The sequence below is a fragment of the Roseovarius sp. THAF9 genome (assembly GCF_009363715.1).
GTDB lineage: Bacteria > Pseudomonadota > Alphaproteobacteria > Rhodobacterales > Rhodobacteraceae > Roseovarius.
The window spans coordinates 3,295,736-3,321,552 of sequence record NZ_CP045404.1; the positions used below are offsets into that span (position 1 = coordinate 3,295,736).

Below are 25,817 nucleotides of genomic sequence, written 5' to 3' on the forward strand. Positions count from 1 at the left end.
ACGGAGGGCATGGCAATGTCTGATGTCGCGCTATCGACCCGTCGCCAACCGCTGGTCCTGCGCTTTCCGGCGATCCTGATCTTCATGGCGTGCCTCGCGCTCTTCACGGTCGGCGTAACCATCCTGTCCGAAGGGTTCGGCATCGGCGCGATCTCAACCAGCTTCGTCAAGACACTGGGCAAGACGCTTTGCCTGTGTCTCGTGGCGCTGGCGATGGACCTCGTCTGGGGCTATTGCGGGATCCTGTCGCTGGGGCACATGGCCTTTTTCGGGCTGGGCGGCTACGCCATCGGAATGTGGCTGATGTACGAACGCACCCGCCTCATCGTGGTCGAAAGCATGTCCGCCGAAGTGCTGCCACCCACCCCCGAACAGATATCCGACGGCATCGCCAGCCAGATCTTCGGCGTCGTCGGCGCGTCCGAGTTTCCGTCGATCTGGGCGGTCGCCCACTCGCTGCCCCTGCAACTGGCCGCCGTGGTGTTGGTACCCGGCCTACTGGCGCTGGTCTTCGGCTGGTTCGCCTTCCGCAGCCGGGTAACGGGCGTGTACCTGTCGATCCTGACCCAGGCGATGACCCTCGCGCTCGCCCTCTACCTCTTTCAGAACGACAGTGGCTTGCGCGGCAACAACGGCCTCTCGGGCCTACAAAACCTGCCCGGCCTCGGCAATGTTCCGCAATCGGTCGTCTCAGTGTGGTTCCTCTGGGCCTCGGCGCTCGCGCTCGGGCTGGGCTACTGGCTGGCCACCTGGGTCGTCTCGGGCAAGTTCGGCTCGGTCCTGCGCGGCATCCGCGATGACGAGGCGCGCGTGCGCTTCCTCGGCTACCCGGTCGAGGCGTACAAGCTTTTCGTCTTCACACTATCGGCCGTCATCGCGGGCATCGCCGGCGCGCTTTATTATCCGCAGGCCGGCATCATAAATCCCGCGGAACTGGCGCCCATCGCCTCGATCTATCTCGCCGTCTGGGTCGCCATCGGCGGGCGAGGGCGGCTTTACGGCGCGGTCATCGGCGCCGCTTTCGTGTCGCTTTTGTCCACGTGGTTCACCGGCGGGCAGGCCCCCGATATCGTGCTGGGCAGTTGGCGCATCCAGTGGGTCGACTGGTGGACGGTGCTGCTGGGCTTGTCATTCGTCGCGGTCACGCTGTTCGCCCCGAAAGGCATCGGCGGGCTCTTCGACCTGCTGGCGGATCGCCTGACCCCCGATCGCCACGGCGCCGACCTCGGCCCCGACCAGGGCGCCCTGCGCGAACAGGAGGCCGACAAATGAGCCAGCTTCTGGAAGTTTCCGGCGTCTCGGTCAGCTTCGACGGCTTCAAGGCGCTAAACAATCTGTCGTTCTCGATCGGAAACAAGGAGTTACGCGCCGTTATCGGCCCCAATGGCGCGGGCAAGACCACTTTCATGGACGTGGTCACCGGCAAAACCAAGCCCGACGAGGGCCGTGTCCTCTGGGGCGAGCCGCCCGTGTCGCTGCTTGGCAAATCCGAAAGCACCATCGCCATGGCGGGCGTGGGCCGCAAGTTCCAACGCCCCACCGTGTTCGAGGATCAGACGGTTGAGGCCAACCTGATGATGGCGCTGCGCAAGCCACGCTCGCCTTTCGCCGTTTTGTTCTTCAAGCCCAGCACCGATGATCGTGAGCGCGTCGCCGACCTTGCCGAAACCATCGGTCTGGCGCAAGCGCTTGGGCGCAAATCGGGCGAGCTGTCGCACGGACAGAAACAGTGGCTGGAAATCGGCATGCTGCTGGCGCAAGACCCGCAGCTTCTGCTGGTGGACGAACCGGCCGCGGGCATGACCACCGCCGAGCGGGAAAAGACAACCGACCTGCTGCGCGAGGCCGCCAAGACCCGTGCCGTCGTGGTCGTCGAACATGACATGGAATTCGTCCGCCGCCTTGGCTGCAAGGTCACTGTCCTGCACGAAGGCTCGGTGCTGGCCGAAGGCTCCATCGACCATGTGACCAAGAATGAAAACGTGATCGAGGTGTATCTTGGCCGATGATATCCTGAGCGTCGAGGGCCTGACCCTCCACTATGGCGGCAGCCAGATCCTGAACGGCATCGATATGGGCGCGCGGCAGGGCGAGGTCACCTGCATCATGGGCACAAACGGCGTCGGCAAGACCTCCCTGCTCAAGGCGCTGTCCGGCACCCATCCCCGCTCCGGCGGGACCTACACGCTGGCGGGGGAAAGCATCGGCAAACTGGGCGCTTATGACATGGCACGCCGCGGTATCGGCTATGTCCCCCAAGGGCGGGACATCTTCCCGTTTCTGACGGTCGAGGAAAACCTCGAGACAGGATTTGCCTGCCTGCCGCGCAGTGAACGCCACTTGCGCGACGATATCTTCGACCTCTTTCCAATCCTCAAGGAATTCATACCAAGGCGCGGCGGCGACCTGTCGGGCGGTCAGCAGCAACAGCTTGCCATCGCCCGCGCGTTGATCACCAAACCCAAGGTCCTGCTGCTGGACGAGCCCACCGAGGGCATCCAGCCCAACGTGATCCAGCAGATCGGCGAGGCGATCCGCCTGTTACGATCCCAAGGCGACATCGCGATTATCCTGGTCGAGCAGTACTTCAGCTTTGCCTTCGACCTGGGCGACCGATTTTACGTGATTGAACGCGGCGCGGTGAAACTCGATGGCGACAAGGACAGCCTGACCAGCGACCAATTGGCGGAAAGCACTGCGATTTGACCCGCTTGGCGTACCGACGCCAATAGGTCTAGGATACGCCATGCAGCAATACGATCCCGGCCGACCCGACGGCACGAACGCCAGCCTTGACATCGCCATTTCCCCGGACGGCACGCCCGAGCCCGGCCGCACCTACTCGGTTGAGGCCCGCTGCGGCCTGGCCGTCCGCATGGCCAAGGGTCAGACCCTCACCGTCATCAATCCCAGCGGCCACCAGGTTTGCGACTTCTGGGCCTTCGCGGATCGAAACATGCACGAGCATCTCTCCATGGGCCGCCTGCATACCACGCTCGGTTCGATCTTTCCCAAGACCGGCGATCCACTGGTCAGCACCCTGCGCCGCACGCTTCTGACGATCACCGAAGATACCTCGCCCGGCGTGCATGACACGGTCATCGCCTCCTGCGATGACGCCCGCTATCGCCAGCTCGGCTGCACCGCCTATCACGACAACTGCGCCGACAATCTTCGCATGGCGCTGATCGCCATCGGCCTTCGTGCGCCGGTGATCCCCGCGCCGTTCAATCTTTGGATGAACGTGCCATTGGCCCCGGACGGAACGACCCGCTTCGCCCCGCCGGTCGCCGCCCCAGGCGACCGCATGTGCTTTCGCGCCGAGGCGGACGTTATTGCCGTCATGTCCGCCTGCCCGCAGGATCTGACTCCGGTCAATGGCGACGGCGTGGCTCCCGGCCCGCTCGCCTTCGTGGTGAACGACATCTGAGGCTTCAAACCGGAAAGGCGCGCTCCGGTTCATAAATCTCAAAGCTCGACAGTGTTTGCGCATTGCACTCTTCTTGCCAGCGTGACCCCGGCACCACCGCCGATACACATGGATACGCTTCGCGATATGCGACAGTGCGCGCGTTCTCCTCGATGGCCACCGCCACCATGCCCGCCACGACCCCTTTCTGCCGCTCCACCAGCCGGATTGCACCATCCATCGTGCCACCTGTTTCGACCCATTGATCCGCCAGCAAGACCCGCGTTCCCGGCGCGAAGGCCGGCAAGCGCATCTCCATCTCCTGCGTCCGGCCCGAGTAGTTGCCGAAACTCACTTTGTCGGTGTCCACGCAGAGCTTGCCCGCCTTGCGGATGGGCAAAAACCCCACACCAGACCGCGCCGCCAGCGCCGCGCCCAGCACGAAGCCCATCGCGTCGAGTCCCGCAACCACGTCATAGTCCACGCCCTCAAGGTCCGCCATCAGGTCATCCAGCAAGTCCGTGAACGCCCGCTGATTGATGTAGATCGAGGTCGGGTCCAGCCACGCGAACGTCTCGCCTTTGGTATTGGGCGCCATGATGTTGAGATACCAGCGATCATCGCGTGGGCCTTTGTCGTGCTCCGTAATGTCGTGATCCGTCATGCTGCATCTCCCGTGCCGATCTCGCGACTGGCGGCCATCAATGCGGCAAGCCTGTCGGGTTCTATGTCGTAGAAATTGCCCTCTGCATTGATGCCCGTCGCCACCATGAAACAGTCGACATCGCGATAGGCCCGCGCGTTATCCGGCGTGATCCCCGAGGCAAGCGCCAGCGGCACGTGTCCGATAGCCTGCCGGAATGTCCTAATTTTCGACAGGTCCGCCTCCTGCCCGGTCGCCACGCCCGAGGTCGTGACCACGTCCATGAAGGCGCAGGCCTCGCGCGCGGCGTCGCCATAATGCTCTGGCGCAACCTCGCGCTGCTTCTTGAAACAGGTGCCGCCGAAATACATCCCGCGCCAGCCCGCGCTCTCATAGACGCGTCCGATCTCGCGCGCCTCGGCGTTTTCTCCATGTTCGTCGATGCGGGCGTCATCAGCCCAGTAGGCGTCGATCACACAGCCTTTCTGTTGAAGCCCGGACAGTATCGGAAAAGCGTCCCGCCCCGTCACGCCAAGAAAGTTCACCCCCATCCAAAGTCCCGGAAACCGGGCACGCACATCGCGGATGATGGGCAGAAACCGCTCTGGCTCGAAATCGTGGTTAATCAAGAAACACCCCGCCGCTCCGGCGGCGATGACCTCGCGCACGTTGCGCAGCGTGCGCGGCGTGTCCAGCACATGGATCACCGGCAGAACCACCGGGCCCACGGATTTGAAATGCTTGTGAAACTCATCGCGTGTCATGCAGGCAGTCTACGCAGGCGCAAGCGAATAAAGAAATTTATTGTTGCAATTAGCCCATTTAAATCTGAAATGAGTTCCGATGCGGACCGTGAACCTGCCAACTGACCTGCTGCGCACCTTCGTCACTGTGATTGAAGTCGAAAGTTATACCCGCGCGGCCGACCTGCTTGGCCGGTCCCAACCGGCCGTCAGCCTTCAGATCAAGCGATTGGAAGATTTGGTCGGATACAAGCTGATTACCCAGAAGGGCCGTACGATGCAGGTCAGCGAACGTGGCGATGCGCTGGCCATGCACGCCCGTCAGATCCTGCGTATCAATGACCGCGCCATGGGATTGTTCGACCAGCGTCGCGAAACGGCCACGCTGCGCGTCGGCCTGGGGTTTTCCGCGCCAACGGCCTCGACCATCCAGACCGGGATGCGCCCAATCACTGCGCAGAACGGATTGCCCGATCTGGACCCGTTGCAGATCGGCGTCTTCTACCGACAGACCCGGCTTGGCAGCTGGGGAGATCTGGTCGCCGGATGTCTGACCGATACGATAGAGAGCAGCCTGCACGATACAACGTCTGGGTGACCACTAAATAAGCGATCCTAATGCAGCCATATCGGGCATAAATTTCCATTCGAAATCGAAACTGTCTAAAATCCCAGCAGAACCGCGCGACGACAAATCCGCCGCACGATTCCCATTAAGAATAACGCAAAAACAGCGGGGAGCTACACCAGATGACCACCCATAAAAAGAAGCCGGGTCAGTATCTTAGACGTGACGTCCTGCGGCTCGGCGGAGGTATCGCCCTCAGTGCGCCTTTCGTCAGCCGGGCCTGGGCGCAGACCACCGAAATCAATATGCTGGCGTGGTATGGACACGGCGAACCCGACATCGTGGGCGCCTTCGAGGAGGCTAACAACGTCAAGTTCGTGCCCAAATACTATGCAGGCGGTGACAATATGTTGGCACTCATCGCGCAATCGCCTCCGGGTACATACGACCTGATCCTGTCGGATGCCGAGTTCGTGCAGCAGCTCAATGCGCTGGGATACATCGAGGAGTTGAACGCCGCCGACTATCCCTTCGACGACATGCTGCACCCCGACTTCGAGAAGTTCCCCGGCCACTGGGCCGATGACAAGCTCTTCTCGATGATGGTCCGCGGCGGTCATTTGGGCGTCAGCTACAACACCAATTCGGTCAGCGCCGAGGAGGCCGCCAGCTATGACGCCTTCTGGAAGCCCGAACTGGAAGGCAAGGTCGGTCATTTCGACTGGCACCTGCCCAGCCTTGGAATGATGAGCCTCAAGAACGGCAACGGCGCCGGCCTGTGGGACCTCGACGACGACCAGTGGCAGGCGGTACAGGAAACCACCATGTCGCTGCGCCCGCAGGTCGGCGGCTTTTTCGACTATGGCGGCACTTTTAATGGTCTGAAGAACGGCGAGATGCAGGCGATGGTCGGCATCGGCGACTGGATCACCGGCGTTCTGGAACGCGACGGCGCGCCCGTCGCCTCGGTCATCCCGACCGAGGGTGGCATCCAGTGGACCGAAAGCTATTCCATCGGCATCGGCAGCGAAAAAGCGGATATCTGCAAGCAATTCATCCAGTACATGCTGTCGCCCGAAGGCCAGGTGAAATCGGCGCAGATGGCGGCCTATCCGGGATTCTGCATCACCAAGGCCGGCCGCGCGATGCTGCAAGAGGTCGACCCCAAGGAAGCCAAGCGCAGCCACCAGATGGAGGGTATGCCCAACGACCCGATCGCCCTGATAAAAGAGGGGCGCATCCATTACCGCGACATTCCCCAGCAGCAATCGCTGGAGGACTGGAACGACTTCTGGTCGGAGTACAAGAACGCCTGAGCACGCACCCCCGCCCCGGGTCAAGCCCGGGGCGGCGCGCGCTGCAAGTAATCCGGTACTGCCGACATGAAGAAACGCCTCGATCTCTATGCCATAACATGGCGCCTGCCCATCATCCTGTGGCAGCTCGTCTTCTTTGTCGGACCGGTCCTTTTCATGGTTGCGATCTCGTTCTTCGTGGTCCGAAATTACCGGATGCAACCGGCGTTCGACTTCGTAAATTGGGAAAAGATGCTCAGCCGCGGTTATGTCTGGGACAGCTATTGGTACACGCTTCTCATCGCCTCCCTCAGCGCCACCATCGCCATGCTTATCGCCTTCCCCGCGGCCTATGCGCTGGCCTTCCGCGCCAGTGAAAACCTGCGCCGCTGGGCGATCTTCCTGCTGATCATTCCCTTCTTCACCTCCTACCTCGTGCGGACCTTCTCGTGGTACGTGATCCTTGCCGAAACCGGCGTGCTGAACGCGTTGCTGGGCTATGTCGGACTTGGCCCCTACACCATGCTCAACACCCATTTCGGCACGATCGTGGGGTATCTTACACTGACACTGCCGCTGGCGGTGATCCTGCAAACCGTGACCATGGCCAATATCGACTGCACGCTGATCGAGGCCGCGCGGAATCTCGGGTGCAAGCCGCTGGCCACGATCTGGCGCGTGGTCATCCCGCTGTCAAAGACCGGGCTGATCATCGCCGCGCTCTTCTGCTTCATCCTGTCCTTCGGCGACTTCATCGCGCCTTTCTACCTGGGCGGCAGCCAGGAACCGACCCTGCCGATCCTGATCCTCGACACCACGAAGTCGGGCCAGCAATGGCCCCGCGCCGCCGTCGTGGCGATCATGATGATGGTCACGCTGTTCGCAATTGCCTTCACCGCCATCGCGCTGGCCTACCGCAAACCGAGAGGGGCCCGATGACCGGCAATCGCACCCTCAACCTCATCCTCGGGCTCTACGTCCTGCTGATCTTCGTCTTCGTCTTCGCGCCCATCATCTTCAGCCTCGTCTTCTCGCTGAACTCGCAGCGGTTCCCGACGATCCCGCTGGGCGAATTGTCGACCGAATGGTACGAAAAGATCCTTGCCGATCCCGATATCTGGCGCGCCGCGCTCAACTCGCTGATCGTCTCGGCCTCCAGCGCGGTACTGGCCACGATCCTCGGCTTCGCCACCGCCTATTCCGACTTCCGCTACAGCTTTCGCTTCAAGGGGCCGTATCTGGCGCTGATCCTGCTGCCGCCCACGATCCCGCTGATCATCATGGCGCTCGCGATGCTCGCATGGCTGTCGCGCCTCGGCATGTCGGGACAGCTCTGGTCGATCATCATCGCCCATTCCGTTCTGACCGCACCTTTCGCCATGGCCATCATCCGCCTGCGCCTGCAGCAGATGGACCCGGATCTGGAGGCCGCCGCATGGAACCTCGGCGGCAGCGAATGGCAGGCGATGCGCCACGTCATCCTGCCCTACTGCGCCCCGGCCATTGTCTCGGCGCTCTGCCTCACCGCAGCCGTCTCCTTTGATGAATTCGCCGTGGCGTGGTTCGTCTCGGGCCTCAACAAGACCGTGCCGGTCGCCATCCTGGAAATCGTGCAGGGCAATATCGACCCGCAGGTCAACGCCATCGGCACGTTCGTCTTTCTCACGTCCATGACGCTGGTGATCCTCGCGCAGGTCTTCTTCATCAGCCGCCAGCTAAGAAAAACATCCTGACATGTCCGATCCACTCGTCACCTTCCGCAATGTCCAGAAACGCTTTGGCGATTTCGTGGCGGTGCGCGACATGACCCTCGACATTCAACCCGGCGAGTTCCTCGCTATCATGGGCTCCTCGGGCTGCGGCAAGACTACGACCCTGCGCATGTTGGCGGGGCTGGAACAGCCCTCGTCGGGCGAGATCCGCATCGCGGGCCGCCTGATGAACGACGTCAAACCCCATGACCGCGATACCCCGCTGGTCTGGCAGTCGCTCGCACTCTTCCCGTTCCTGACCGCGCGGGAAAACGTCGAGTTCGGGCTGAAGATGCGCGGCGTCGATAAGGCCGAACGCAAACGCCGCGCCCTCGACTGGCTGGAGCGAATGCATATCGGGGAATTCGCCGACCGCAGTGTCGACACCCTGTCGGGCGGTCAGAAACAGCGCGTCGCGCTGGCCCGCAGCCTGGTTATGGAGCCACAGATGCTCTTGCTGGACGAGCCGCTCTCGGCGCTCGACGCCAACCTCGTGATCCGGATGCAGGGGGTGCTCACCCAATTGCAAAAGGAACTGGGCATCACCTTCGTGTACGTCACCCACTCGCAGTCCGAAGCCTTCGCCATGGCCGACCGCGTGGTGATCATGAGCCAAGGCGACATCGCCCAGGTCGGCACGCCCAGGGATATCTACCGCGCCCCCGCCAACCGCTTTGTGGCCGAGTTCGTTGGGCGAAACAACATCCTGACCGGAACAGTCAAGGACGTCAGCCCCAAGGCCACGCAACTCGCCACCCCAGCGGGCACCTTCACGGTCGAGACGCCCGAAACCGCACCGAAGACGGGGACGAAACGCAGCTTCGTTGTCTCCGCCGACCTTGTCACGCTGTCGATCGAAGACCCCGAGGCAACCAATAAGGTACAGGCAAAAGTAATCTCCGAAGAATTCATCGGCTCAGTCGTCACCCTCTTTCTGGAAAGTGGCGACGGGCAGGAATTCAAGGTACAGATGCAGGAACGCCAGTTGATGAATTACGATCTGCAGGCCGGATCGCAGGTCTGGCTCGGATGGGAGACCCGGAATGCCCACATGCTCGACGGTGACTGAGCGATGATCCGCAACCCCATCCCCTGGCCAAACAAGGCGCGCTGCGCGGTCGCCATCACCTTCGACATGGACGCCGATAGCCTCATTCACATCGCGCGATCCGAGGACAGCCATCGCAGGCTCTATCCGACCAGCATGGGCCGCTACGGGCCGAACGTGGCCCTGCCTCGCATCCTCGACACCTATCGCCGCTTCGGGCTGAAACAGTCCTTTTTCATCCCAGGCTGGTGCCTCGAGCAGTATCCCGGCACGGTCGAGGCTATCCTTGAGGACGGGCACGAAATCGGCCACCACGGCTGGATTCATGAGGACCCGATTGCCACCTACGGCAACCAGCGCGAACCGTTCGAGCGGGCGCTCGACGCGCACCGCCGCATCTGTGGGCGGGTGCCCCGCGGTTATCGCGCCCCTGTTTACAACATCACCGACGAGGTGGTGGACCTGATGCTGGAACACGGGATGACCTATGACAGTTCGCTCATGGGCGACGACGTTCCGCATGTTCTGAAAGCGCCCAAAGGCCGCCTTTACGAGATGCCGGTGCATTGGGGCACGGATGATTGGCCGCCCTTCGCCCATAACGATGAGATCGGCTACCTCATGCCTGTCAAATCCCCGTCCGAGGGGCTGGCCGCCTTCTGGGAAGAGTTCGAAGCGCAGTATGAGGCCGGCGGTTTCTTCATGCTGATCCTGCACCCATTCCTGACCGGGCGGCTGGCCCGCTGGCGGCAGGTCGAGAGATGGATCGAAGGCGTGCTCAAGACCCGCAACGTTTGGTTCACCACTCTGGGCGGCATCGCCGATCACATGGCGGCGCTGGAAACCTCCGGCGACTGGTCGCCATCGGTCGAGCCTCTGCCCTATTTCACCACGCCCCCCGCGCAACATTAGCAAGAGGCAGACCATGATGACCGACGACGACACGCGCATGCTGCGCATCGCCTATGACGAGGCCAAGGCCGGGTTCGACGAGGGCGGCTGCCCTATCGGCTCGGTGCTGGCCCGTGGCAGCACGGTCGTGGCGCAAGGCCGCAACCAGCGCGTCCAGCAGGGCGACCCGATCGCCCACGGCGAAATGGACGCTTTGCGCAAGGCGGGCCGACAGTCCACCTATCGCGACACTGTGCTTTATACCTCGCTCAGCCCCTGCATGATGTGCTCGGGCACCATTGTTCAGTTCGGCATCCCGCGCGTCGTCATTGGCGACACACAGAATTTCGGCGGAAACGAGGATTTCCTGCGCAGTCGCGGCGTCGAGGTGGTGATCGCCGACGACCCGGACTGCATCGCGCTGATGCAGCGTTTCATCGCCGAGCGCCCCGAACTGTGGGCCGAGGATATCGCTGAATAGGTGCCCGCGCGCGCCGTGCGGACCCTGGCCAAAAAGGCGGAATTGACACCGGGCCAACGCCAGCTGTGGCCTGTTCTGTGTGCGCAACCGCCGACGCGCATCAAGCCGCCACAGGGCAGTCTGCGTGGCACCGTTGTTGACCACGGACTGCGCAAGGTCATGGGACGTACCGCCAAATTGAAAATCGAAGCGTTTCACTGGTAAGCTAAGATTCAGGTTTGTCGCGAAAACGCTTTGGCGGCCCGAACGCTCAGAAAGATGCGCGATGCACCTGGCCTTTCGCCGATGACCGGCAGCGCCAGCCTTGTTGCGCTTTCCCGGATCGACCGCTCTTGGCAAGCGGGTTGGATGACGCAGGCGCACGGAGCGCGATCCGAAACCCGATCCTTCGTGATTACTCCCTCAAGTAAACGGATAGGTGATATCTTGATATGACTTTGCCGGTCTTGACCGACCGCGCGCGAACGGAACTTTTGCTCAAGCCCGCACGTTTTGTGAAGAAAGGAGTTCCCGCATGTCCAGCTTCCGCGCACGCGCGATTACCAAGCCCATCTTCAAATGGGCCAAGGGCGTTCTGCCCGGAATGTCCAAGACCGAAAGCGAAGCCCTGAACGCCGGCGAAGTCTGGTGGGAGGCCGAGCTGTTCTCGGGCAACCCGGACTGGTCCAAGCTGCGCGCGGTCAAGACGCCGAAATTGTCGGACGAGGAACAGGCGTTTTTCGACGGTCCCGTTCAGGACCTCTGCGAAATGATCGACGATTGGAAGATCAACCACGAAACCGGCGACCTTGCCCCGGAGGTCTGGCAGTTTCTGCGCGATAACAAGTTCTTCGGGATGATCATCCCCAAGGCACATGGCGGGCTGGAATTTTCCGCCTTCGCCCATTCCGAGATCGTTCGCTATATCTCTACACGCTCTGTCGCCGCTGCCGTGACGGTCATGGTGCCCAACTCGCTTGGCCCCGGCGAGTTGATCCACCAGTTTGGCACCGACGAACAGAAAGACTACTGGCTGCCCCGCCTCGCCGACGGTTGCGAACTGCCCGCCTTCGGTCTGACCAGCGCCGAGGCCGGGTCCGACGCCGGCGCCATGGTCGATGACGGGGTTGTCTGCAAGGGCCAGTGGAACGGCGAGGAAGTGCTGGGCATCCGCCTCAACTGGGCCAAGCGCTACATCACGCTGTCGCCGGTCTGCACCGTGCTGGGTCTGGCCTTCAAGCTGCGTGACCCCGATGGCCTGCTGGGCGACACTCCCGATATTGGCATCACCTGCGCGCTGGTTCCGACCGACCTCGAGGGTGTCGAAACCGGTCGCCGCCACATCCCGTCCTCCACGATGTTCATGAACGGGCCGACCACGGGCAAGGACGTGTTCATCCCGCTCGAAAACATCATCGGCGGGCAGGAGTATGCCGGCGAAGGCTGGATGATGCTGATGAGCGCGCTCGCCGCCGGGCGTGGCATCTCGCTGCCCTCCATGGGCTGCGCCGCCATTGCCTTGTCGGCCCACACGACCGGCGCCTACGCCCGCATCCGCGAACAGTTCAACCTGCCCATCGGTAAGTTCGGCGGCGTGCAGGCCCGCCTTGGACGCCTTGCCGCCGACGCCTACTCCATGGATGCCGCCCGCCACCTGACCTGCGCCGGGCTGGACGAGGGGCGCGCGCTGTCGGTGATCTCGGCGATCATGAAGGCCCATGCGACCTTCCGTATGCGCGAGGCGCTGAATGATGCAATGGACGTGCATTCCGGCAAGGCTGTGATCGACGGCCCGTCGAATTACCTGCTGCCACTCTACCGCGCCGTGCCCATCGGCATCACGGTCGAGGGGGCGAACATCGTCACCCGCAGCCTGATCATCTTCGGGCAGGGCTCGATCCGCGCCCACCCCCATATGCTGGACAATATGCTAGCGTTGGAAGAGGACGACCCCGACAAGGCGCTTGAGATGTTCGACAATTCCCTTTGGGCCCATGTCGGCCACAGCACGCGCACCTTGTTCCGCAGTTGGGGCCGCGCCCTGACCGGCGGTCGGTTCGCGCCGGCCCCAGCGGCGGGCGCTGCCACGGACATCTACAAGCAACTGTCGCGCTGGTCCGCGGCCTATGCGCTGACCGCCGACATGCTCTTTTTGTCGTTGGGCGGGGAGCTCAAGCGCAAGGAAATGATCTCGGGCCGCATGGGCGACATCCTGTCCGAAATGTACATTCTGTCCGCCGCCCTCAAACGGTGGGAGGACGAAGGCCGTCAGAAGGCCGACCTGCCGGTTCTGCGCTATGTCGCCGCCGACGCGTTCCACAACATCCAGACGGCCTTGGACGAGGTCATTGCCAACCTCCCGGCCCGCTGGGCGGCGTGGCTATTGCGTGTCTTCACGCTGCCGGGCATGGCCCAGCGCAAGCCCGACGACAAGCTCACCGCTGAGTGCAGCGACATTCTGTATGACCCGTCTGAGGCCCGGGGCCGGATCGTCGGTCGTATCGCCGGCGGGTGCAACCGCGACGGTGTGCAGGTGCTGAACGAATGCTACGCCAAGGTCACCCAAATGGCGCCGGTGATGAAGCGCCTGCGCGATGCGAAAAAGTCCCCGCAGGAGGCACTGGAGGCCGGCATTCTGAGCGATGCCGAAATGGCCGATATCGAGGAAATGTCGCGCCTAGTCGATGAGGTCGTCGCCGTGGAAGACTATGCGCCCGAAGATTTCGCGGCGCTTTTCCCCGCGCCGCAGCAAAATGAGCGCACCCAGCGCGAGGCGGCGGAATGACGGCGACAAATGGCAACCGCGTCTTTCTCGTAGACGGCGCCCGCACCCCTTTCCTCAAGGCGCAAGCCGGCCCCGGGCCGTTCACGCCCGTGGATCTTGCCGTGCAATGCGGCAGGCCCCTGCTGGCACGTCAGCCGTTCGACCGCGCCGCGCTCGACCTCGTGATCCTTGGCTGTGTCAACGTCATCGCCGACGAGATGAACCCCGCACGCGTCGCCGGACTGCGTCTTGGCCTGCCCGAGGCAACCGTGGCGTTCACGGTTCAGATCAATTGCGGCTCGGGCATGCAAAGCATCGACACCGCCTATCGCTATATCTGCGAGGGCAGCCACCAGATGATCCTTGCCGGCGGGGCCGAGGCCCTCAGCCACGCGCCCCTGACCCTGCGCCAGTCCGCCGTCGAATGGTTCGGCCGGATGAGCACCGCCAAGGGACCGCTGGAGCAGGCAAAGAACATGGCCGGGATCAAGCCCGACTTCTTCAAGCCGGTCATCGGCCTGGAACGCGGCCTGACCGACCCCATCACCACGCTCAGCATGGGCCAGACCGCCGAGGTGCTGGCGCACCATTTCGGCATCGACCGCGAAACCGCCGATGCCTACGCCATGCAAAGCCACCATCGCCTTGCTGCCGCGCACAAGGAAGGCCGGCTGGAGGGTGAATTGATGCCCGCCTTCGCCAAGGACGGCACGGTCTATGACCATGACAACGGCGTGCGCCCCGACAGCGACATGGACGGCCTGTCAAAGCCCAAGCCGGTGTTCGAGCCGCCCTACGGCAAAGTCACGGCGGGCAATTCCAGCCAGATCACGGACGGTGCAAGTTGGTGTATCCTCGCCTCGGAAAAGGCCGTGGACGCGCACGGCCTCGAACCGCTCGCCGAGATCACCGACAGCGAATGGGCAGGGCTCGATCCGTCGATCATGGGCCTCGGTCCGGTCATGTCTTCCACCCCGATCGTGAAACGCCATGGTTTCGGCATCGGGGACATTGACCTGTGGGAGTTGAACGAGGCGTTCGCGGCACAGGTGCTGTCCTGTCTCGCCGCCTGGAGCGATGAAGACTTCTGCCGCGAGGTGCTAGGGCTCGACGGCGCCTTTGGCCGGATCGACCGCGATCAGCTGAATGTCGATGGCGGCGCCATATCGCTGGGCCACCCTGTCGGCACCAGCGGTAACCGCATCGTGCTGCATCTTGCCAACGCCATGAAGACGCGCGGTGCGAAACGCGGCATCGCAACGGAATGCATCGGCGGCGGGCTTGGCGGCGCGATGCTGCTGGAGGCTGTGCAATGACCGGACACGTTCTGAAATTTCTCGGCGACACCAAGCTGGAACTGGGCCCGGTCGAGGAGACCGACGGCAACTGGCGCACGGCGCGGGACGGCGACAACGTGCTTTGGCTTGTCCTCGACAAGACCGGCAGCAGCGTCAACACGATCTCCGAGGACGTGATCCGCGAGCTGGACGAGCATATCGCCGCCGCCGAGGCCGAGAAGCCCGCCGCCCTTGTCATCCGATCCGCCAAGAAAGCCGGTTTCGCCGCCGGGGCCGACATCACCGGGTTCGAGTCGATGACCGATCAGGGCGCCGCTGACCTGCTGCGACAGGCGCATGACGTTCTTGACCGGATCGAGGCGCTGCCCTGCGCCACCATCTGCGTCGTTCACGGCGCGGCCCTGGGGGCCGGCTTCGAACTGGCGCTCGCCTGCGACTACCGCATCGCCACGCCCGGCGCATCCTTCGGCTTTCCCGAGGTACAGCTTGGCCTGCACCCCGGCCTTGGCGGCACGTTCCGCCTGCCCGCCCTGATTGACCCGACCGACGCCATGACCATGATGCTGACCGGCAAGACCGCACATACCAAGCGGGCCAAGTCACAAGGCATCGCCGACAAAATTGTCGAGGAACGCCACGTTGCCACCGCGATCACGGCGGCCCGAAACGGCAAGATCGAGCGTCAGGCGCCCAGCCTTAAATCCCGCGCTTTTTCGTTCGACCAGGCGCGCGGCCTCGCCGCCCGCCAGATGCGCAGCAAGACGGAAGAGAAAGCACCGAAAGAGCATTACCCGGCGCCCTACGCCCTGATCGACCTGTGGGAAGAACATGGCGATGACCGCGATGCGATGCAGCAGGCCGAAATCGACAGCTTCGCGCGGCTTCTCGATACGGACACCTCGAAGAACCTGCGCCGTGTTTTTTTCCTCCAACAATCGCTGAAGGACGCCGGGCGCGGTGGCGACGGCATCGCGCATGTCCATGTGATCGGCGCCGGCGCCATGGGCGCAGAAATTGCCGCCATCGCCGCGATCAAGGGCAAGAGCGTGACGCTTGGCGATATCGAAAACGATCCGCTGGGCCAGGCGATCAAGACCGCCGCGAAAATCTGCGAAGACAAGCACCTCAGCGGAACCGAGACGCGCGATGCACTCGACCGCCTTATGCCCGACCCACACGGTTACGGCCTTGCCCATGCCGATCTGGTGATCGAGGCGGCCAGCGAAGAACAGGACATCAAGCAGAAGATCTTCAAAGGGATCAAGGGCGCTTTGAAGAAGGACGCGATTCTTGCCACCAACACATCCAGCCTGTCGGTGGATGACCTCGCCGCCGCCGCGCCTGCCAAGTCTCGCTTCGCCGGGCTTCATTACTTCAACCCGGTCTCCAAAATCGACCTCGTCGAGGTCGTCAAGGGCACCGCCACCAATGACAAGACCGCCAGCAGCCTTGCCGCGTTCTGCGGTGCGACCGGCAAGCTGCCCGCATTGGTGACCGACTATCCCGGTTTCGTCGTGAACCGTGCTCTCGTGCCCTACATGCTAGAGGCGATGGTCTTGATGGACGAAGGCGTTGCGAAAGAGGTCATCGACACCGCCGCCATCCGCTTCGGGACGCCCATGGGGCCGGTCACGCTGGCCGATCAGGTCGGGCTGGATATCGGCCTGCACGTGGCCGAAAGTCTTGCCGACAGCCTCGACACCGCCATGCCACCGATCAGCGACGACTTGCGTCAGCGCGTGGAAAATGGCGAGTTGGGCAAGAAGACCGGCAAAGGCTTCTATGACTGGTCCAACGGCACGCCGCACCCGGATGCCGACATGGACAACGCACCGGCCGACCTGACCGACAGGTTGATCCTGCCGATGCTCAACGCCTGCGTCGAAGTCCTGCGCAAGGGTGTGGCGAAAGATGCCGACCAACTGGATGCCGCAATGATCTTCGCCACCGGCTGGGCGCCCTTTCGCGGCGGCCCCATGCACTATGCAAAGGCCCGCGGCACCTCAGAGATCACCACGAAACTGAAGGAGCTGGAGTCCACCCACGGCCCGCGCTTCGCCCCTGATCCCGGCTGGTCAAACCTTGGCTGAAACGCCAAAGGTCCATACCGACGCCGACGCGATAGCGCGGGCCACCTATGACGCGACGGGCGGCGAGATCCGCCTCGCGCTTCCGCTTGGACTTGGCAAACCCGTCACTTTCGTCAACGCGCTGGTGCGGGCCGCGGTCGATGACCCGTCACTGTCGCTCAAGATCTTCACCGCGCTGACCCTGCAACGCCCCGAGCCCTCATCGGACATCGAGGCGCGCTTTCTCAACCCGGCAATGAACCGCTTTTTCGGCGCCGCCCCGTCTCTGGCCTATGCCGACCTCATCAAACAAGGCGCCCTGCCCGACAACATCGACGTCTCCGAGTTCTTCTTTCAGGCCGGGGCATGGCTCGGCAACGACTACGCCCAGCGCAAGTACATATCGGCCAACTACACCCATGCCCGCGATGTCCTGATCGCACAGAACCCCAACGTTCTGGCCCAGCTCATGCCGCGCGAGGGCGACCGCTTCAGCATGTCGTGCAACACGGATATCTCTGCCGATCTCTTTGCGCGCCGCGCGGCGGGCCGGATGGATTTCATCGCCGTGGCCGAATTGAACGATGCGCTGCCTTTCATGGGCGGCCCCGCGGCACTGGATGCCAGCGAATTCGCCATGGTCTTGGACCCGCCGGAACAGATCGACCTCTTTTCCGCCCTGCGCCGCCCCGTGGCCGATGCGCAGCATGCCATTGCCCTGCATGTGTCGCGCCTCGTGCCCGATGGCGGCACGCTTCAGATCGGCATTGGCGCCATCGGGGATGCCGTGGCCAACGCCCTGATCACCCGCGACCGCGCATCCCTTCACGAGGTCTGGCGGCAATCACCTCTCCCGCTTCAGGGCGCCGAGGAAGGACCGTTCCGCACGGGCCTTTACGCGGTCACCGAAATGCTGGTCGGCGGCTTGGTCGCCCTGTTTGAGGCCGATATCCTGAAACGCGAAGTGGACGGCGCGGTGATCCACGCGGGCTTTTTCGTCGATGCCCGCGACATGTACGAACGCCTGCGCGCTCTGCCGCCCGACCGCCGTGACAAAATTCAGATGATGCCGGTCAGCTTCACCAACGCGCTTTACGGGGACGAAGCGGCCAAGCGCACTGCGCGGCAGGACGCTCGTTTCGTCAATGGCGCCATGCAGGTCAGCCTTCTGGGCGACGCGATGTCCGACGCCGCCAAACCCGGCCAGGTGGTCAGCGGGGTCGGCGGCCAGTTCAACTTCTTCGAACAGGCCTTCGCCCTCGAAGACGCCCATGCCATCCTGACACTGCCCGCGACGCGGCAAAGCGGTGGCACGCTCACTTCGAACATCGTCTGGCAGCTGCCTGTCACCACGGTTCCCCGCCACATGCGCGATATCGTCGTCACTGAATATGGCGCGGCCTTCCTGCGCGGCTTGCCCGACGAAGAGGTCATCAAGCGCCTTGTCTGCATCGCAGACAGCCGGTTCCAGCCTGGCCTTCTGGAAAAGGCCCGCAAGGCAGGCAAACTTGACCCGGACTGGGAAATTCCCGACGCGCACACGCGAAACACACCCGAGACGATTGCTGAATGGCTCACCCCCTACCGGGACAGTCTGTTGCCCGACTATCCCTTGGGCACCGACTTCACCGAGACCGAGAAAATCCTTGTCCGCGCCCTCTCTCATCTCAAGGACACCTCTGGCAGCAAGCTTGGTCTTCTGTCGCTGGTATGGTCAGGTGTCGCCCACGCACCACATTCGCACGAGGGCCCGGCGATGGAGCGCATGGGCTATGCCGCCACACCCCGCCTGACAGAACCGCTTCAGGCGCGCGCCCTGCGTGGTGCGTTGCGCGACATAGCCTGAGGCGCGCGTCGACAACCTTCCGGTTCGCATTACCTCTCTGACCGACTGGCAGAACAGGCGCGCAATGACCGACAATATTTCCACTCCGGACTGGCCCACCCCGACACGCGAAGCCGCCGAGCAGCATCTTGCTGCCGTCCTGCCGCGCCTTGGCGCCCGATACGCCCACCGGCGGAACGTCGATCATGGTCCGGGACAGCACCACCACGTCTCGCAACTCTCTCCCTTCCTGCGCCGGCGTCTGCTTCTGGAAACCGATGTAATGGCTGCGGCCATCGCGCAGCACGGCCCTGAAGGAGCCGAAAAATTTCTGCAGGAAATCCTGTGGCGCAATTACTTCAAGGGCTGGCTCGAACGCCGCCCGCAGATCTGGCACAGCTACCGCGACGGGCTTCGTGCCGACCTAGACCGCCTCGACGGCGACCCCGACCTGCGCGATGCCGTCGAGCGGGTCCGAACGGGTGAAACCGATCTAGACTGCATGAACGCCTGGGCGCGGGAATTGACCGAGACCGGCTACCTGCACAACCACGCCCGCATGTGGTTTGCCTCGATCTGGGTGTTCACCTTGCGCCTGCCGTGGCGGCTGGGCGCGGATTTCTTCTATCGCCACCTGCTTGACGGCGACCCGGCCTCGAACACGCTCAGCTGGAGATGGGTCTGCGGGCTTCATACCCGGGGCAAGTTCTATGAGGCGCAGGCGTGGAACATCGCCAAGTTTACCGACCATCGCTTCACACCCGACGCCGCCGACCTCGCCGAGGTGACCGCCGGACTGGAAGATCACGAACCGGGTGGCCTGCCGGACCTTCAGCCCTTGCGCCGCCCAAACGCGCCCGATCCCGACAGGCCGACTGCCCTGCTTGTGACCGAAGAGGACTGCCGGCCCGACGACTTCCCACTGGACCGTTTCGATATCCGCGCCACGGCCACCCTCGCCGCAAGCGCCCTGCGCGCCCCCGGCCCCGTGGCCAAAAAGGTGGTGGAATTCGAAGCCGCGGCGCTGGCCGACACGGCGCAACGCATCGCGCGCAAGGCCGACAACCTGCAGGCGGGCGATCCAGACATGCTGGCGCATTGGGCCGCCGAGGCGGGCGCATCCCAGATCGTGACACCCTACGTGCCAACGGGGCCCTTGCGCGATTGGCTCGACGCCGCCGAACCCGAGCTGGAAAAGGCCGGCATCACGCTGTGCGAATGGCGCCGAGATTGGGACGCGCTTGTCTGGCCCCACGCGACGGCAGGTTACTTCAAGGTCCGCAAGAAACTGCCGGACCTTCTGCACCAAGCCGGTCTGGCCTAAGCCGTCAGGCCGCGGTGAACAGGTCCTTGAACTCGTCCCGCAGAAGGTTCTTCTGCACTTTCCCCATGGAATTGCGCGGCAACTCGTCCCTGACGATCAGTTTCCGGGGATGTTTGAACCGCGCCAGCGCCTTGGACGTGGCTGCGCCGATCGCATCAAGGTCCGGCTGCGCCCCGGCCTCGGGCACGATCACGCCCACAACCGTCTCGCCGAAATCCGCATGCGGCACGCCGATCACCGCGCTTTCCAGCACGCCGGGCTGCTCGTCCAGCACCAGTTCGATCTCTTTTGGATAAATGTTGTATCCACCCGAGATGATCAGGTCCTTGTTGCGCCCCACGATCTGGACATAGCCGCGATCGTCGATAACGCCGAGGTCGCCAGTGATGAAAAACCCGTTCTCCCGCAGCTCTGCCGCGGTCTTCTCGGGCATCTGCCAATATCCCTGGAACACGTTCGGCCCGCGCACCTCGATCTGGCCGACCTCGCCCTGCGCCACCTCCTCGCCCGTCTCGGGGTCGGTGATCTTCAGCTCCACCCCTGGCAGCGGAAAGCCCACGGTACCGGCGCGCCGGTCCCCGTCATAGGGGTTCGACGTGTTCATGTTGGTTTCCGTCATGCCATAGCGTTCGAGGATGCGATGGCCGGTGCGTTTTTCGAACTGCGTATGCGTCTCGGCCAGAAGCGGGGCACTGCCCGACACGAACAGCCGCATATGCGCCACAAGGTCCTTGTCGAACCGCGGATCGTCCAGAAGGCGCGTGTAGAAGGTCGGCACCCCCATCATCGCGGTGGCATCCGGCAAAAGCTCGATGACCGTGTCCAGATCGAACTTCGGCAAGAAGATCATCGCGCCACCCGCCACCAGCGTGATGTTGGTGGCCACGAACAGACCGTGCGTGTGAAAGATCGGCAGCGCGTGCAGCAGGACATCATCACTGGTAAACCGCCAGTGCTCCGCCAAGGTCTCGGCGTTCGACAGCAGGTTCTCCTGGCTCAGCATTGCGCCTTTTGACCGCCCCGTCGTCCCCGAGGTGTAGAGCAGCGCAGCCAGGTCATCTTCCTTGCGGCTTACGGTCTCGAACGTCTCGGACGCCTCCGCCGCCTTCTCCGACAGACTGCCAGAGCCATCTTCGTCCAGTGTCTCCAGCGCCGCGCCGTGCTCCGACGTGATAGACCGTAGCGCACTCCGCCTGTCGCCCTTGCAAATCACCATCGACGCGCCGCTGTCCTCGATGAAATAGCTCAGTTCCTCCACCGTGTAGCCGGTGTTGAGCGGAAGAAAGACCAACCCTGCCTGCACACAGGCAGCATACACGGCCAGGGCGTGGTGCGATTTTTCAACCTGCGCCGCAACCCGGGCACCGGGCGCCAGTCCCGCATCCGCAAAGGTGTTGGCATATTGCGCGGCCAGCCGCAGAAACCGATCATGGGTCAGCGTCTCGCCGTCTGGCAGATACAGAAACGGCGTGTCCTTGCCGACGTGATCGCCGAACAGGGCATCGAAAAGGGGATTGGTCATGCGTGTCCCTCCTCCGGCAGTGTTTTTGCGGCACTTGCGGCCTGCGATTTGATTTCGCTCGACGTCGCGACCCTCTGTTCCGCCGCGAAGCGTTCGTGGTTCTGCGACACCTTGCCCAGGTCATAGAGGTAATTCACCATCACCCCCGCGGATTGCTTCATCCCGTTGGTGGATACGTCCGCATTGGCGTGAACCTTGTGAACCTGCGCCCCGTTGCCAAGGTGGAACCGCGCCACCGGGTCCAGCGGCAGGCCATCGTCGCGCTTGGCCTGCGTCAGGTAATAGGCCGCGTAATCGCACAGCGCATCGGGCTGCTGCGCCTCCGCGTTGATGTCCTGGCTTTCCATCCAGCGGGTCAGGCCGGGGATAGGTGACAAGGTGACGAAATTCCTCAGCGCGGGGTTTTCCAGCGCCAGATCCGCCGCCACCTGCTTGATCAGCGAGTTGCCGAAAGAGATCTGCGCCAGACCGGACTGGCAGTTCGAAATCGAGTAGAACACGGCGGTGTTCGCCCGTTCGACGTCGATCTGGTCGCGCTCTTCAGCCAGAACCTCCTGAATCGAGCCCGGGATTCCATCGGTCAGCGCCACTTCCACGAAGATAAGCGGCTCGTCCGGCATGGCCGGGTGAAAGAACGCGAAACAGCGCCGGTCCGCCGGCTCCAGCCGCCGGCGCAGATCGTTCCAGCTGTCGATCGCGTGCACGGCCTCGTAGGCAATGATCTTTTCCAGGATATGCGCCGGGCTTTCCCAACTGATCGGGCGCAGCACGAGGAACCCGCGATTGAACCAGCTTGCGAACAGATGCCGGAAATCCAAGTCCAGCGCCTGAAGCTCACCATCGTCCCGGCCCAACCGCAGCAGGTCCGTGCGCATCCCGACCAACCGCTTGGTCGCGCCCGGCACCTGGTTCATCCGCCGGATCAGTTCCTGCCGGGGCGACTCCGAGGCGTTCAGGAAAGCGCGATAGGTGGCCTTGGACTGGCCGCGCTCATACGAGTCCAGCGCGTCACGCACCTCTTCGGGGTTGATGACCATATCCCGCGCGAGGTGCCGGAAAAACGCCAGCTTCGCGGCATCGTCCCAGCCTTCGTACCGGCCCAGGATCTGCCGCGCCACCGCCTGGCCCGAAACCTCGCCGGTGGCCCCGATCAGGTCGGCGGTCAGATCCTCGATGGGACGATCGTCACGCGGCACCCCCCGGGACGCGCCGTAGCGACGCTCGAACACTGTTGACAGAAGATCGGCCAGCAAGGTCATAGCTCCGCTCCCATCACCATATCGGGCAGCCACGTGGCGATGCCCGGAAACAGGCACAACAGGACAATCGCGATAACCATGCAGGCCACGAAGGGCAACGACCCGGTCAGGATCGTCTTCAGCGAGATGTCCGGCGCAATGCCGTTGATCACGTAAAGGTTCAGGCCCACGGGCGGCGAGATCAGCCCGATTTCCATGTTGATCGTCAGAACCACGGCAAACCAGATCGGGTCGAACCCGGCAGTGGTGATGATCGGCAGCAGGATCGGCGCGGCCATCAGGATCACCGCGACCGGCGGTAGGAAAAAGCCCGCGATTATCAGAAAGACGTTGATCGCGCCCATCAGCACCCAGCGGTTCACGTCCAGCGTGCCGATCCACTCGGCGATGGACTGCGTGATGAAAAGCGACGACAGCATGTAGGAGAACACGCCGGCCGCCGCGATGATGAACAGGATCATCACGCTTTCACGCGTGCTGTCGCGCAGCACGGTCCAGATCTGGCGCGGGTCCCACATGCGGTAGATGATCATCGCGATCAACATGCACATCAGCGCGCCGACGGCGGCCGTTTCCGACGGCGTGGCGATGCCGCCATACATGGCGTAAAGCACGCCTAGGATGATGAACAGGAACGGCAGTACACGCGGCAGGATCTCCAGGCGTTCCTTCCAGCTATAGCTGCCCGCCGACAGGACGCTCGCGTTGCCCGACTTCCACGTGGAATAGAGCGACCACGCCATGAACAGGCCCACCAGCAGCAGGCCGGGGAACACACCCGCAAGGAACAGCCGCCCGATCGAGGTCTCGGTGGCGATGCCGTAGACGATCATCGTGACCGACGGCGGAATGAGGATACCCAGCGTCCCGCCCGCGGCGATGGACCCCGCTGCGACGCCATCAGGATAGCCCCGCTTGCGCATCTCGGGGATGCCCATCTTGCCGATGGCCGCACAGGTGGCCGGGCTTGACCCCGACATCGCGGCAAACAGCGCACAGGCCCCGAGGTTCGACACCACAAGCCCACCCGGCACCCGGGTCAGCCAGCGTTCCAGCGCCTCGTAAAGGTCCGCGCCTGCACGGGTCGAGGCGATGGAGGCGCCCATGATGATGAACATCGGAATCGACAGCAGCGCGAAGTTGTCCAGCTTGCCAAAGAAAATCTCCGGCATCAGCGACAGCGAGCTCATCCCGTCGAAAATGATCAGGAATCCGGCAGAGACGACCAGCAGGCCCGCGGCCACGGATATCCCCGAAAACAGGACAACGATGGTGATGATGGCAACCAGACCACCCAGTGCAAGCGGATCCATCAGACGTCCTCCAGCCCGAAGGGCTTGTCGATGCCCGTCGTCATTGCGAAAAGATCAGCCGCCAGTTGCAGCGCATAGAGGCCAAAGCCCAGCGGCAGCGCAAGATACGGCACCCACAGCTTGGGGTTCCACGGCGTGTTCGACGTCTCGCCCCAGTCCCAGGCCTCGTGCCAGAAATGATAGCCATGCCAGAGCATCATGCCGACCACGGCGAGCGTCAGCGCCATGACGATCCCGGCCAGCACCCGCCGCGCCTTGTTGGGGATCATGATCGGCAGCAGGTCAACGTTCACATGCCCCCGCACGTATTGCACGTAAGGAAGGCCCAGCATGGTCGCACCGATCATCAGGTACGTCACGCCTTCGGTGTGCCAAATCGTGGACTGGTTCAGCACGAACCGGATGAAAATCATCTGACAGACGATCAGGACGGACACGACGATCATCAGCGCAGCGACGACGCCGCAAGCCTGGCTGATCCAGCCGATGACGCGCAAGATTGGGTTGCCACCGTGGCGGGCGGCCGCTGTGGCGTGGGCGGAACCGGACATCGCTCGGCCTCCGTTGAAAAAGTGGAAAGGGTACGCGGCGGCGGGCCCGGCGCGGTGCCGGGCCCGACGATTGGTTCAGCGGATCACTCGACGGCCAGCGCCTTGTCCAGCAGCGCCTGACCTTCGGGCGAGCCTTCCAGGAACGCCTTGTAGGCCGTTTCCTGCGCAATCTCGCGCCACGCGTCGAACTCTTCCTGGCTCATCTCGGCGATCTCGACACCGTTCTCGGCAAAGACGTCACGCGCATTGCCGTCCTGGCTCTTGGCCTCTTCGAGGTAGAACGCCTCGGCCTTCTCGGCGGCCTCCATCAGAGCGGTCTGCTGTTCCTCGCTCAGGCTTTCGAACTTGGATTTGTTCATCAACAGCGGCTGGTACATGAACCACAGCGCATAATCGCCCGCCGGGGTAAAGCACGACACCTGCTCGTAGATGCGGTAGCTGACAAAGGAGGAAGACGAGGTATTCGCCGCGTCCAGAACGCCGGTCTGCATCGCGTTATAGATCTCGGCCGAGCTCATCGACGCGATGGAGGCACCGGCCCCCGCCAGCATCTGCTCGAACGCCTTGCCAGCGGCACGGGTCTGCAGGCCTTCCACGTCCTCCGGCGCGGTGATGCACTTTTCCTTGCCGGCAAAGCCACCGGCCAGGTAGCCGTGGACCAACACCATGATGTCATCCTCGGCCATGATGCCTTCGATATCGCCCATGAACTCGGATTCGTTCAGACGTGCGGCGTGGTCGTGGTTCTTCACCAGCCCGGGCATCAGGGTCAGGTTGTAGGCGTTGCGCAGGCCGCCCGCATAGGACAGCGGAAAGACGATCATGTCGACCTGCCCACGGGCCAGCGGCTTGTATTGCTCGCGCGCCTTGAACAGCGACTGCGACGGGAAAATCTGGATGTCAAGATCGACATCCGCCGCCGCGACTTCGTCTGCGACCATCTGGGCCACCTTGTGACGCACGTCGCTCGTGGACCATTGGTGCGACAGGCGCAACTCTTCGGCACTCGCCGTCAGGCTGCCTGCGAATAGCGCTGCTGCCGCGACTGCGGCTGTGAAATTCAGTTTCATATGTTCCTCCCAAA

23 protein-coding genes are annotated in these 25,817 nt (G+C 63.2%); 16 read left to right on the top strand and 7 right to left on the bottom strand.

From position 1 onward, the window contains the following. Nucleotides 1-15: 15 nt before the first annotated feature. From urtC to FIU86_RS16350, 4 genes are read left to right on the top strand one after another with little or no spacing between them, the layout of a single operon-like run. Nucleotides 16-1,272 carry an urea ABC transporter permease subunit UrtC gene (gene urtC / locus FIU86_RS16335; protein ID WP_152476052.1) on the top strand — a complete coding sequence of 419 codons (1,257 nt, stop codon included), beginning with the start codon at nt 16-18 and terminating at the stop codon, nt 1,270-1,272. Then, complete coding sequence (gene urtD / locus FIU86_RS16340) at nt 1,269-2,009, top strand: urea ABC transporter ATP-binding protein UrtD (RefSeq protein WP_152476053.1); 741 nt, start codon at nt 1,269-1,271, stop codon at nt 2,007-2,009. Before urtC ends, urtD begins: the two co-directional genes overlap by 4 nt. A gap of 1 nt (nt 2,010) precedes the next feature. Further along, on the top strand, nt 2,011-2,706 hold the full coding sequence (gene urtE / locus FIU86_RS16345) for an urea ABC transporter ATP-binding subunit UrtE (RefSeq protein WP_152477196.1): 696 nt from the start codon (nt 2,011-2,013) through the stop codon (nt 2,704-2,706). 40 nt (nt 2,707-2,746) lie between these two features. Next, a complete protein-coding gene (locus tag FIU86_RS16350; RefSeq protein WP_152476054.1) occupies nt 2,747-3,430 on the top strand; it encodes a DUF1989 domain-containing protein in 684 nt (227 codons plus the stop codon). Between the two features lie 4 nt (nt 3,431-3,434). Here the strand turns inward: FIU86_RS16350 and FIU86_RS16355 are convergent, their stop codons facing one another. Together FIU86_RS16355 and FIU86_RS16360 are read right to left on the bottom strand one after the other, a co-directional pair. Next, nucleotides 3,435-4,073 (bottom strand): phosphoribosyltransferase family protein, encoded by a 639-nt coding sequence (locus tag FIU86_RS16355; RefSeq protein ID WP_152476055.1) that lies wholly within the window; start codon nt 4,071-4,073, stop codon nt 3,435-3,437. Continuing rightward, nucleotides 4,070-4,816, bottom strand: coding sequence for a BtpA/SgcQ family protein (locus FIU86_RS16360; protein ID WP_152476056.1), 747 nt, complete (start codon nt 4,814-4,816; stop codon nt 4,070-4,072). The genes FIU86_RS16355 and FIU86_RS16360 overlap by 4 nt, the downstream gene beginning before the upstream one ends. A 79-nt stretch (nt 4,817-4,895) precedes the next feature. Here FIU86_RS16360 and FIU86_RS16365 point away from each other — a divergent pair, with 79 nt between their 5' ends. From FIU86_RS16365 to FIU86_RS16420, 12 genes are all read left to right on the top strand, one after another. Continuing rightward, nucleotides 4,896-5,393, top strand: a complete 498-nt coding sequence (locus FIU86_RS16365; RefSeq protein WP_152476057.1) for a LysR family transcriptional regulator — start codon at nt 4,896-4,898, stop codon at nt 5,391-5,393. A 152-nt stretch (nt 5,394-5,545) separates the two neighbouring features. After that, nucleotides 5,546-6,679: a spermidine/putrescine ABC transporter substrate-binding protein gene (locus FIU86_RS16370; RefSeq protein WP_152476058.1), complete on the top strand. Its 1,134-nt coding sequence runs from the start codon at nt 5,546-5,548 to the stop codon at nt 6,677-6,679. Between the two features lie 66 nt (nt 6,680-6,745). Further along, a complete protein-coding gene (locus FIU86_RS16375) occupies nt 6,746-7,597 on the top strand; it encodes an ABC transporter permease (protein ID WP_152476059.1) in 852 nt (283 codons plus the stop codon). Continuing rightward, nucleotides 7,594-8,391, top strand: a complete 798-nt coding sequence (locus FIU86_RS16380) for an ABC transporter permease (RefSeq protein WP_152476060.1) — start codon at nt 7,594-7,596, stop codon at nt 8,389-8,391. Before FIU86_RS16375 ends, FIU86_RS16380 begins: the two co-directional genes overlap by 4 nt. A 1-nt stretch (nt 8,392) precedes the next feature. Then, the gene (locus FIU86_RS16385) at nt 8,393-9,478 is read left to right on the top strand and encodes an ABC transporter ATP-binding protein (RefSeq protein ID WP_152476061.1); all 1,086 of its coding nucleotides are present in this window, start codon (nt 8,393-8,395) and stop codon (nt 9,476-9,478) included. Nucleotides 9,479-9,481: 3 nt separating this feature from the next. After that, nucleotides 9,482-10,369 carry a polysaccharide deacetylase gene (locus tag FIU86_RS16390; protein ID WP_152476062.1) on the top strand — a complete coding sequence of 296 codons (888 nt, stop codon included), beginning with the start codon at nt 9,482-9,484 and terminating at the stop codon, nt 10,367-10,369. Nucleotides 10,370-10,385: 16 nt separating this feature from the next. After that, nucleotides 10,386-10,829: a nucleoside deaminase gene (locus FIU86_RS16395; RefSeq protein ID WP_172977580.1), complete on the top strand. Its 444-nt coding sequence runs from the start codon at nt 10,386-10,388 to the stop codon at nt 10,827-10,829. Between the two features lie 514 nt (nt 10,830-11,343). Continuing rightward, the gene (locus FIU86_RS16400) at nt 11,344-13,593 is read left to right on the top strand and encodes an acyl-CoA dehydrogenase (protein ID WP_152476064.1); all 2,250 of its coding nucleotides are present in this window, start codon (nt 11,344-11,346) and stop codon (nt 13,591-13,593) included. Further along, nucleotides 13,590-14,888, top strand: coding sequence for an acetyl-CoA C-acetyltransferase (locus FIU86_RS16405; protein WP_152476065.1), 1,299 nt, complete (start codon nt 13,590-13,592; stop codon nt 14,886-14,888). The genes FIU86_RS16400 and FIU86_RS16405 overlap by 4 nt, the downstream gene beginning before the upstream one ends. Next, a complete protein-coding gene (locus FIU86_RS16410) occupies nt 14,885-16,960 on the top strand; it encodes a 3-hydroxyacyl-CoA dehydrogenase NAD-binding domain-containing protein (RefSeq protein ID WP_152476066.1) in 2,076 nt (691 codons plus the stop codon). Before FIU86_RS16405 ends, FIU86_RS16410 begins: the two co-directional genes overlap by 4 nt. Beyond that, a complete protein-coding gene (locus FIU86_RS16415) occupies nt 16,953-18,785 on the top strand; it encodes an acetyl-CoA hydrolase/transferase C-terminal domain-containing protein (protein WP_172977531.1) in 1,833 nt (610 codons plus the stop codon). The genes FIU86_RS16410 and FIU86_RS16415 overlap by 8 nt, the downstream gene beginning before the upstream one ends. 64 nt (nt 18,786-18,849) lie before the next feature. Then, on the top strand, nt 18,850-20,088 hold the full coding sequence (locus FIU86_RS16420; protein WP_152476068.1) for an FAD-binding domain-containing protein: 1,239 nt from the start codon (nt 18,850-18,852) through the stop codon (nt 20,086-20,088). 4 nt (nt 20,089-20,092) lie between these two features. On the opposite strand, the gene FIU86_RS16425 is transcribed toward FIU86_RS16420, so the two are convergent. From FIU86_RS16425 to dctP, 5 genes are all read right to left on the bottom strand, one after another. Then, nucleotides 20,093-21,610 (bottom strand): malonyl-CoA synthase, encoded by a 1,518-nt coding sequence (locus FIU86_RS16425; protein ID WP_152476069.1) that lies wholly within the window; start codon nt 21,608-21,610, stop codon nt 20,093-20,095. Further along, nucleotides 21,607-22,869: a malonyl-CoA decarboxylase gene (locus tag FIU86_RS16430; protein WP_152476070.1), complete on the bottom strand. Its 1,263-nt coding sequence runs from the start codon at nt 22,867-22,869 to the stop codon at nt 21,607-21,609. The genes FIU86_RS16425 and FIU86_RS16430 overlap by 4 nt, the downstream gene beginning before the upstream one ends. Further along, nucleotides 22,866-24,182: a TRAP transporter large permease gene (locus FIU86_RS16435; RefSeq protein ID WP_152476071.1), complete on the bottom strand. Its 1,317-nt coding sequence runs from the start codon at nt 24,180-24,182 to the stop codon at nt 22,866-22,868. Before FIU86_RS16435 ends, FIU86_RS16430 begins: the two co-directional genes overlap by 4 nt. Then, nucleotides 24,182-24,733, bottom strand: a complete 552-nt coding sequence (locus FIU86_RS16440) for a TRAP transporter small permease subunit (RefSeq protein WP_152476072.1) — start codon at nt 24,731-24,733, stop codon at nt 24,182-24,184. Before FIU86_RS16440 ends, FIU86_RS16435 begins: the two co-directional genes overlap by 1 nt. A gap of 83 nt (nt 24,734-24,816) precedes the next feature. Continuing rightward, the gene (gene dctP, locus FIU86_RS16445) at nt 24,817-25,803 is read right to left on the bottom strand and encodes a TRAP transporter substrate-binding protein DctP (RefSeq protein WP_152476073.1); all 987 of its coding nucleotides are present in this window, start codon (nt 25,801-25,803) and stop codon (nt 24,817-24,819) included. Nucleotides 25,804-25,817: the final 14 nt, after the last annotated feature.

Coding starts and splice junctions, on each gene's coding strand:
- FIU86_RS16410 (WP_152476066.1), top strand. CDS start 14,885: ATGACCGGACACGTTCTGAAATTTCTCGGCGACACCAAGCTGGAACTG.
- FIU86_RS16440 (WP_152476072.1), bottom strand. CDS start 24,733: ATGTCCGGTTCCGCCCACGCCACAGCGGCCGCCCGCCACGGTGGCAAC.
- FIU86_RS16380 (WP_152476060.1), top strand. CDS start 7,594: ATGACCGGCAATCGCACCCTCAACCTCATCCTCGGGCTCTACGTCCTG.
- FIU86_RS16405 (WP_152476065.1), top strand. CDS start 13,590: ATGACGGCGACAAATGGCAACCGCGTCTTTCTCGTAGACGGCGCCCGC.
- FIU86_RS16430 (WP_152476070.1), bottom strand. CDS start 22,869: ATGACCTTGCTGGCCGATCTTCTGTCAACAGTGTTCGAGCGTCGCTAC.
- FIU86_RS16365 (WP_152476057.1), top strand. CDS start 4,896: ATGCGGACCGTGAACCTGCCAACTGACCTGCTGCGCACCTTCGTCACT.
- FIU86_RS16390 (WP_152476062.1), top strand. CDS start 9,482: ATGATCCGCAACCCCATCCCCTGGCCAAACAAGGCGCGCTGCGCGGTC.
- FIU86_RS16425 (WP_152476069.1), bottom strand. CDS start 21,610: ATGACCAATCCCCTTTTCGATGCCCTGTTCGGCGATCACGTCGGCAAG.
- FIU86_RS16350 (WP_152476054.1), top strand. CDS start 2,747: ATGCAGCAATACGATCCCGGCCGACCCGACGGCACGAACGCCAGCCTT.
- FIU86_RS16385 (WP_152476061.1), top strand. CDS start 8,393: ATGTCCGATCCACTCGTCACCTTCCGCAATGTCCAGAAACGCTTTGGC.
- dctP (WP_152476073.1), bottom strand. CDS start 25,803: ATGAAACTGAATTTCACAGCCGCAGTCGCGGCAGCAGCGCTATTCGCA.
- FIU86_RS16435 (WP_152476071.1), bottom strand. CDS start 24,182: ATGGATCCGCTTGCACTGGGTGGTCTGGTTGCCATCATCACCATCGTT.
- FIU86_RS16400 (WP_152476064.1), top strand. CDS start 11,344: ATGTCCAGCTTCCGCGCACGCGCGATTACCAAGCCCATCTTCAAATGG.
- urtD (WP_152476053.1), top strand. CDS start 1,269: ATGAGCCAGCTTCTGGAAGTTTCCGGCGTCTCGGTCAGCTTCGACGGC.
- urtC (WP_152476052.1), top strand. CDS start 16: ATGTCTGATGTCGCGCTATCGACCCGTCGCCAACCGCTGGTCCTGCGC.
- FIU86_RS16395 (WP_172977580.1), top strand. CDS start 10,386: ATGACCGACGACGACACGCGCATGCTGCGCATCGCCTATGACGAGGCC.
- FIU86_RS16370 (WP_152476058.1), top strand. CDS start 5,546: ATGACCACCCATAAAAAGAAGCCGGGTCAGTATCTTAGACGTGACGTC.
- FIU86_RS16355 (WP_152476055.1), bottom strand. CDS start 4,073: ATGACGGATCACGACATTACGGAGCACGACAAAGGCCCACGCGATGAT.
- FIU86_RS16360 (WP_152476056.1), bottom strand. CDS start 4,816: ATGACACGCGATGAGTTTCACAAGCATTTCAAATCCGTGGGCCCGGTG.
- FIU86_RS16420 (WP_152476068.1), top strand. CDS start 18,850: ATGACCGACAATATTTCCACTCCGGACTGGCCCACCCCGACACGCGAA.
- FIU86_RS16375 (WP_152476059.1), top strand. CDS start 6,746: ATGAAGAAACGCCTCGATCTCTATGCCATAACATGGCGCCTGCCCATC.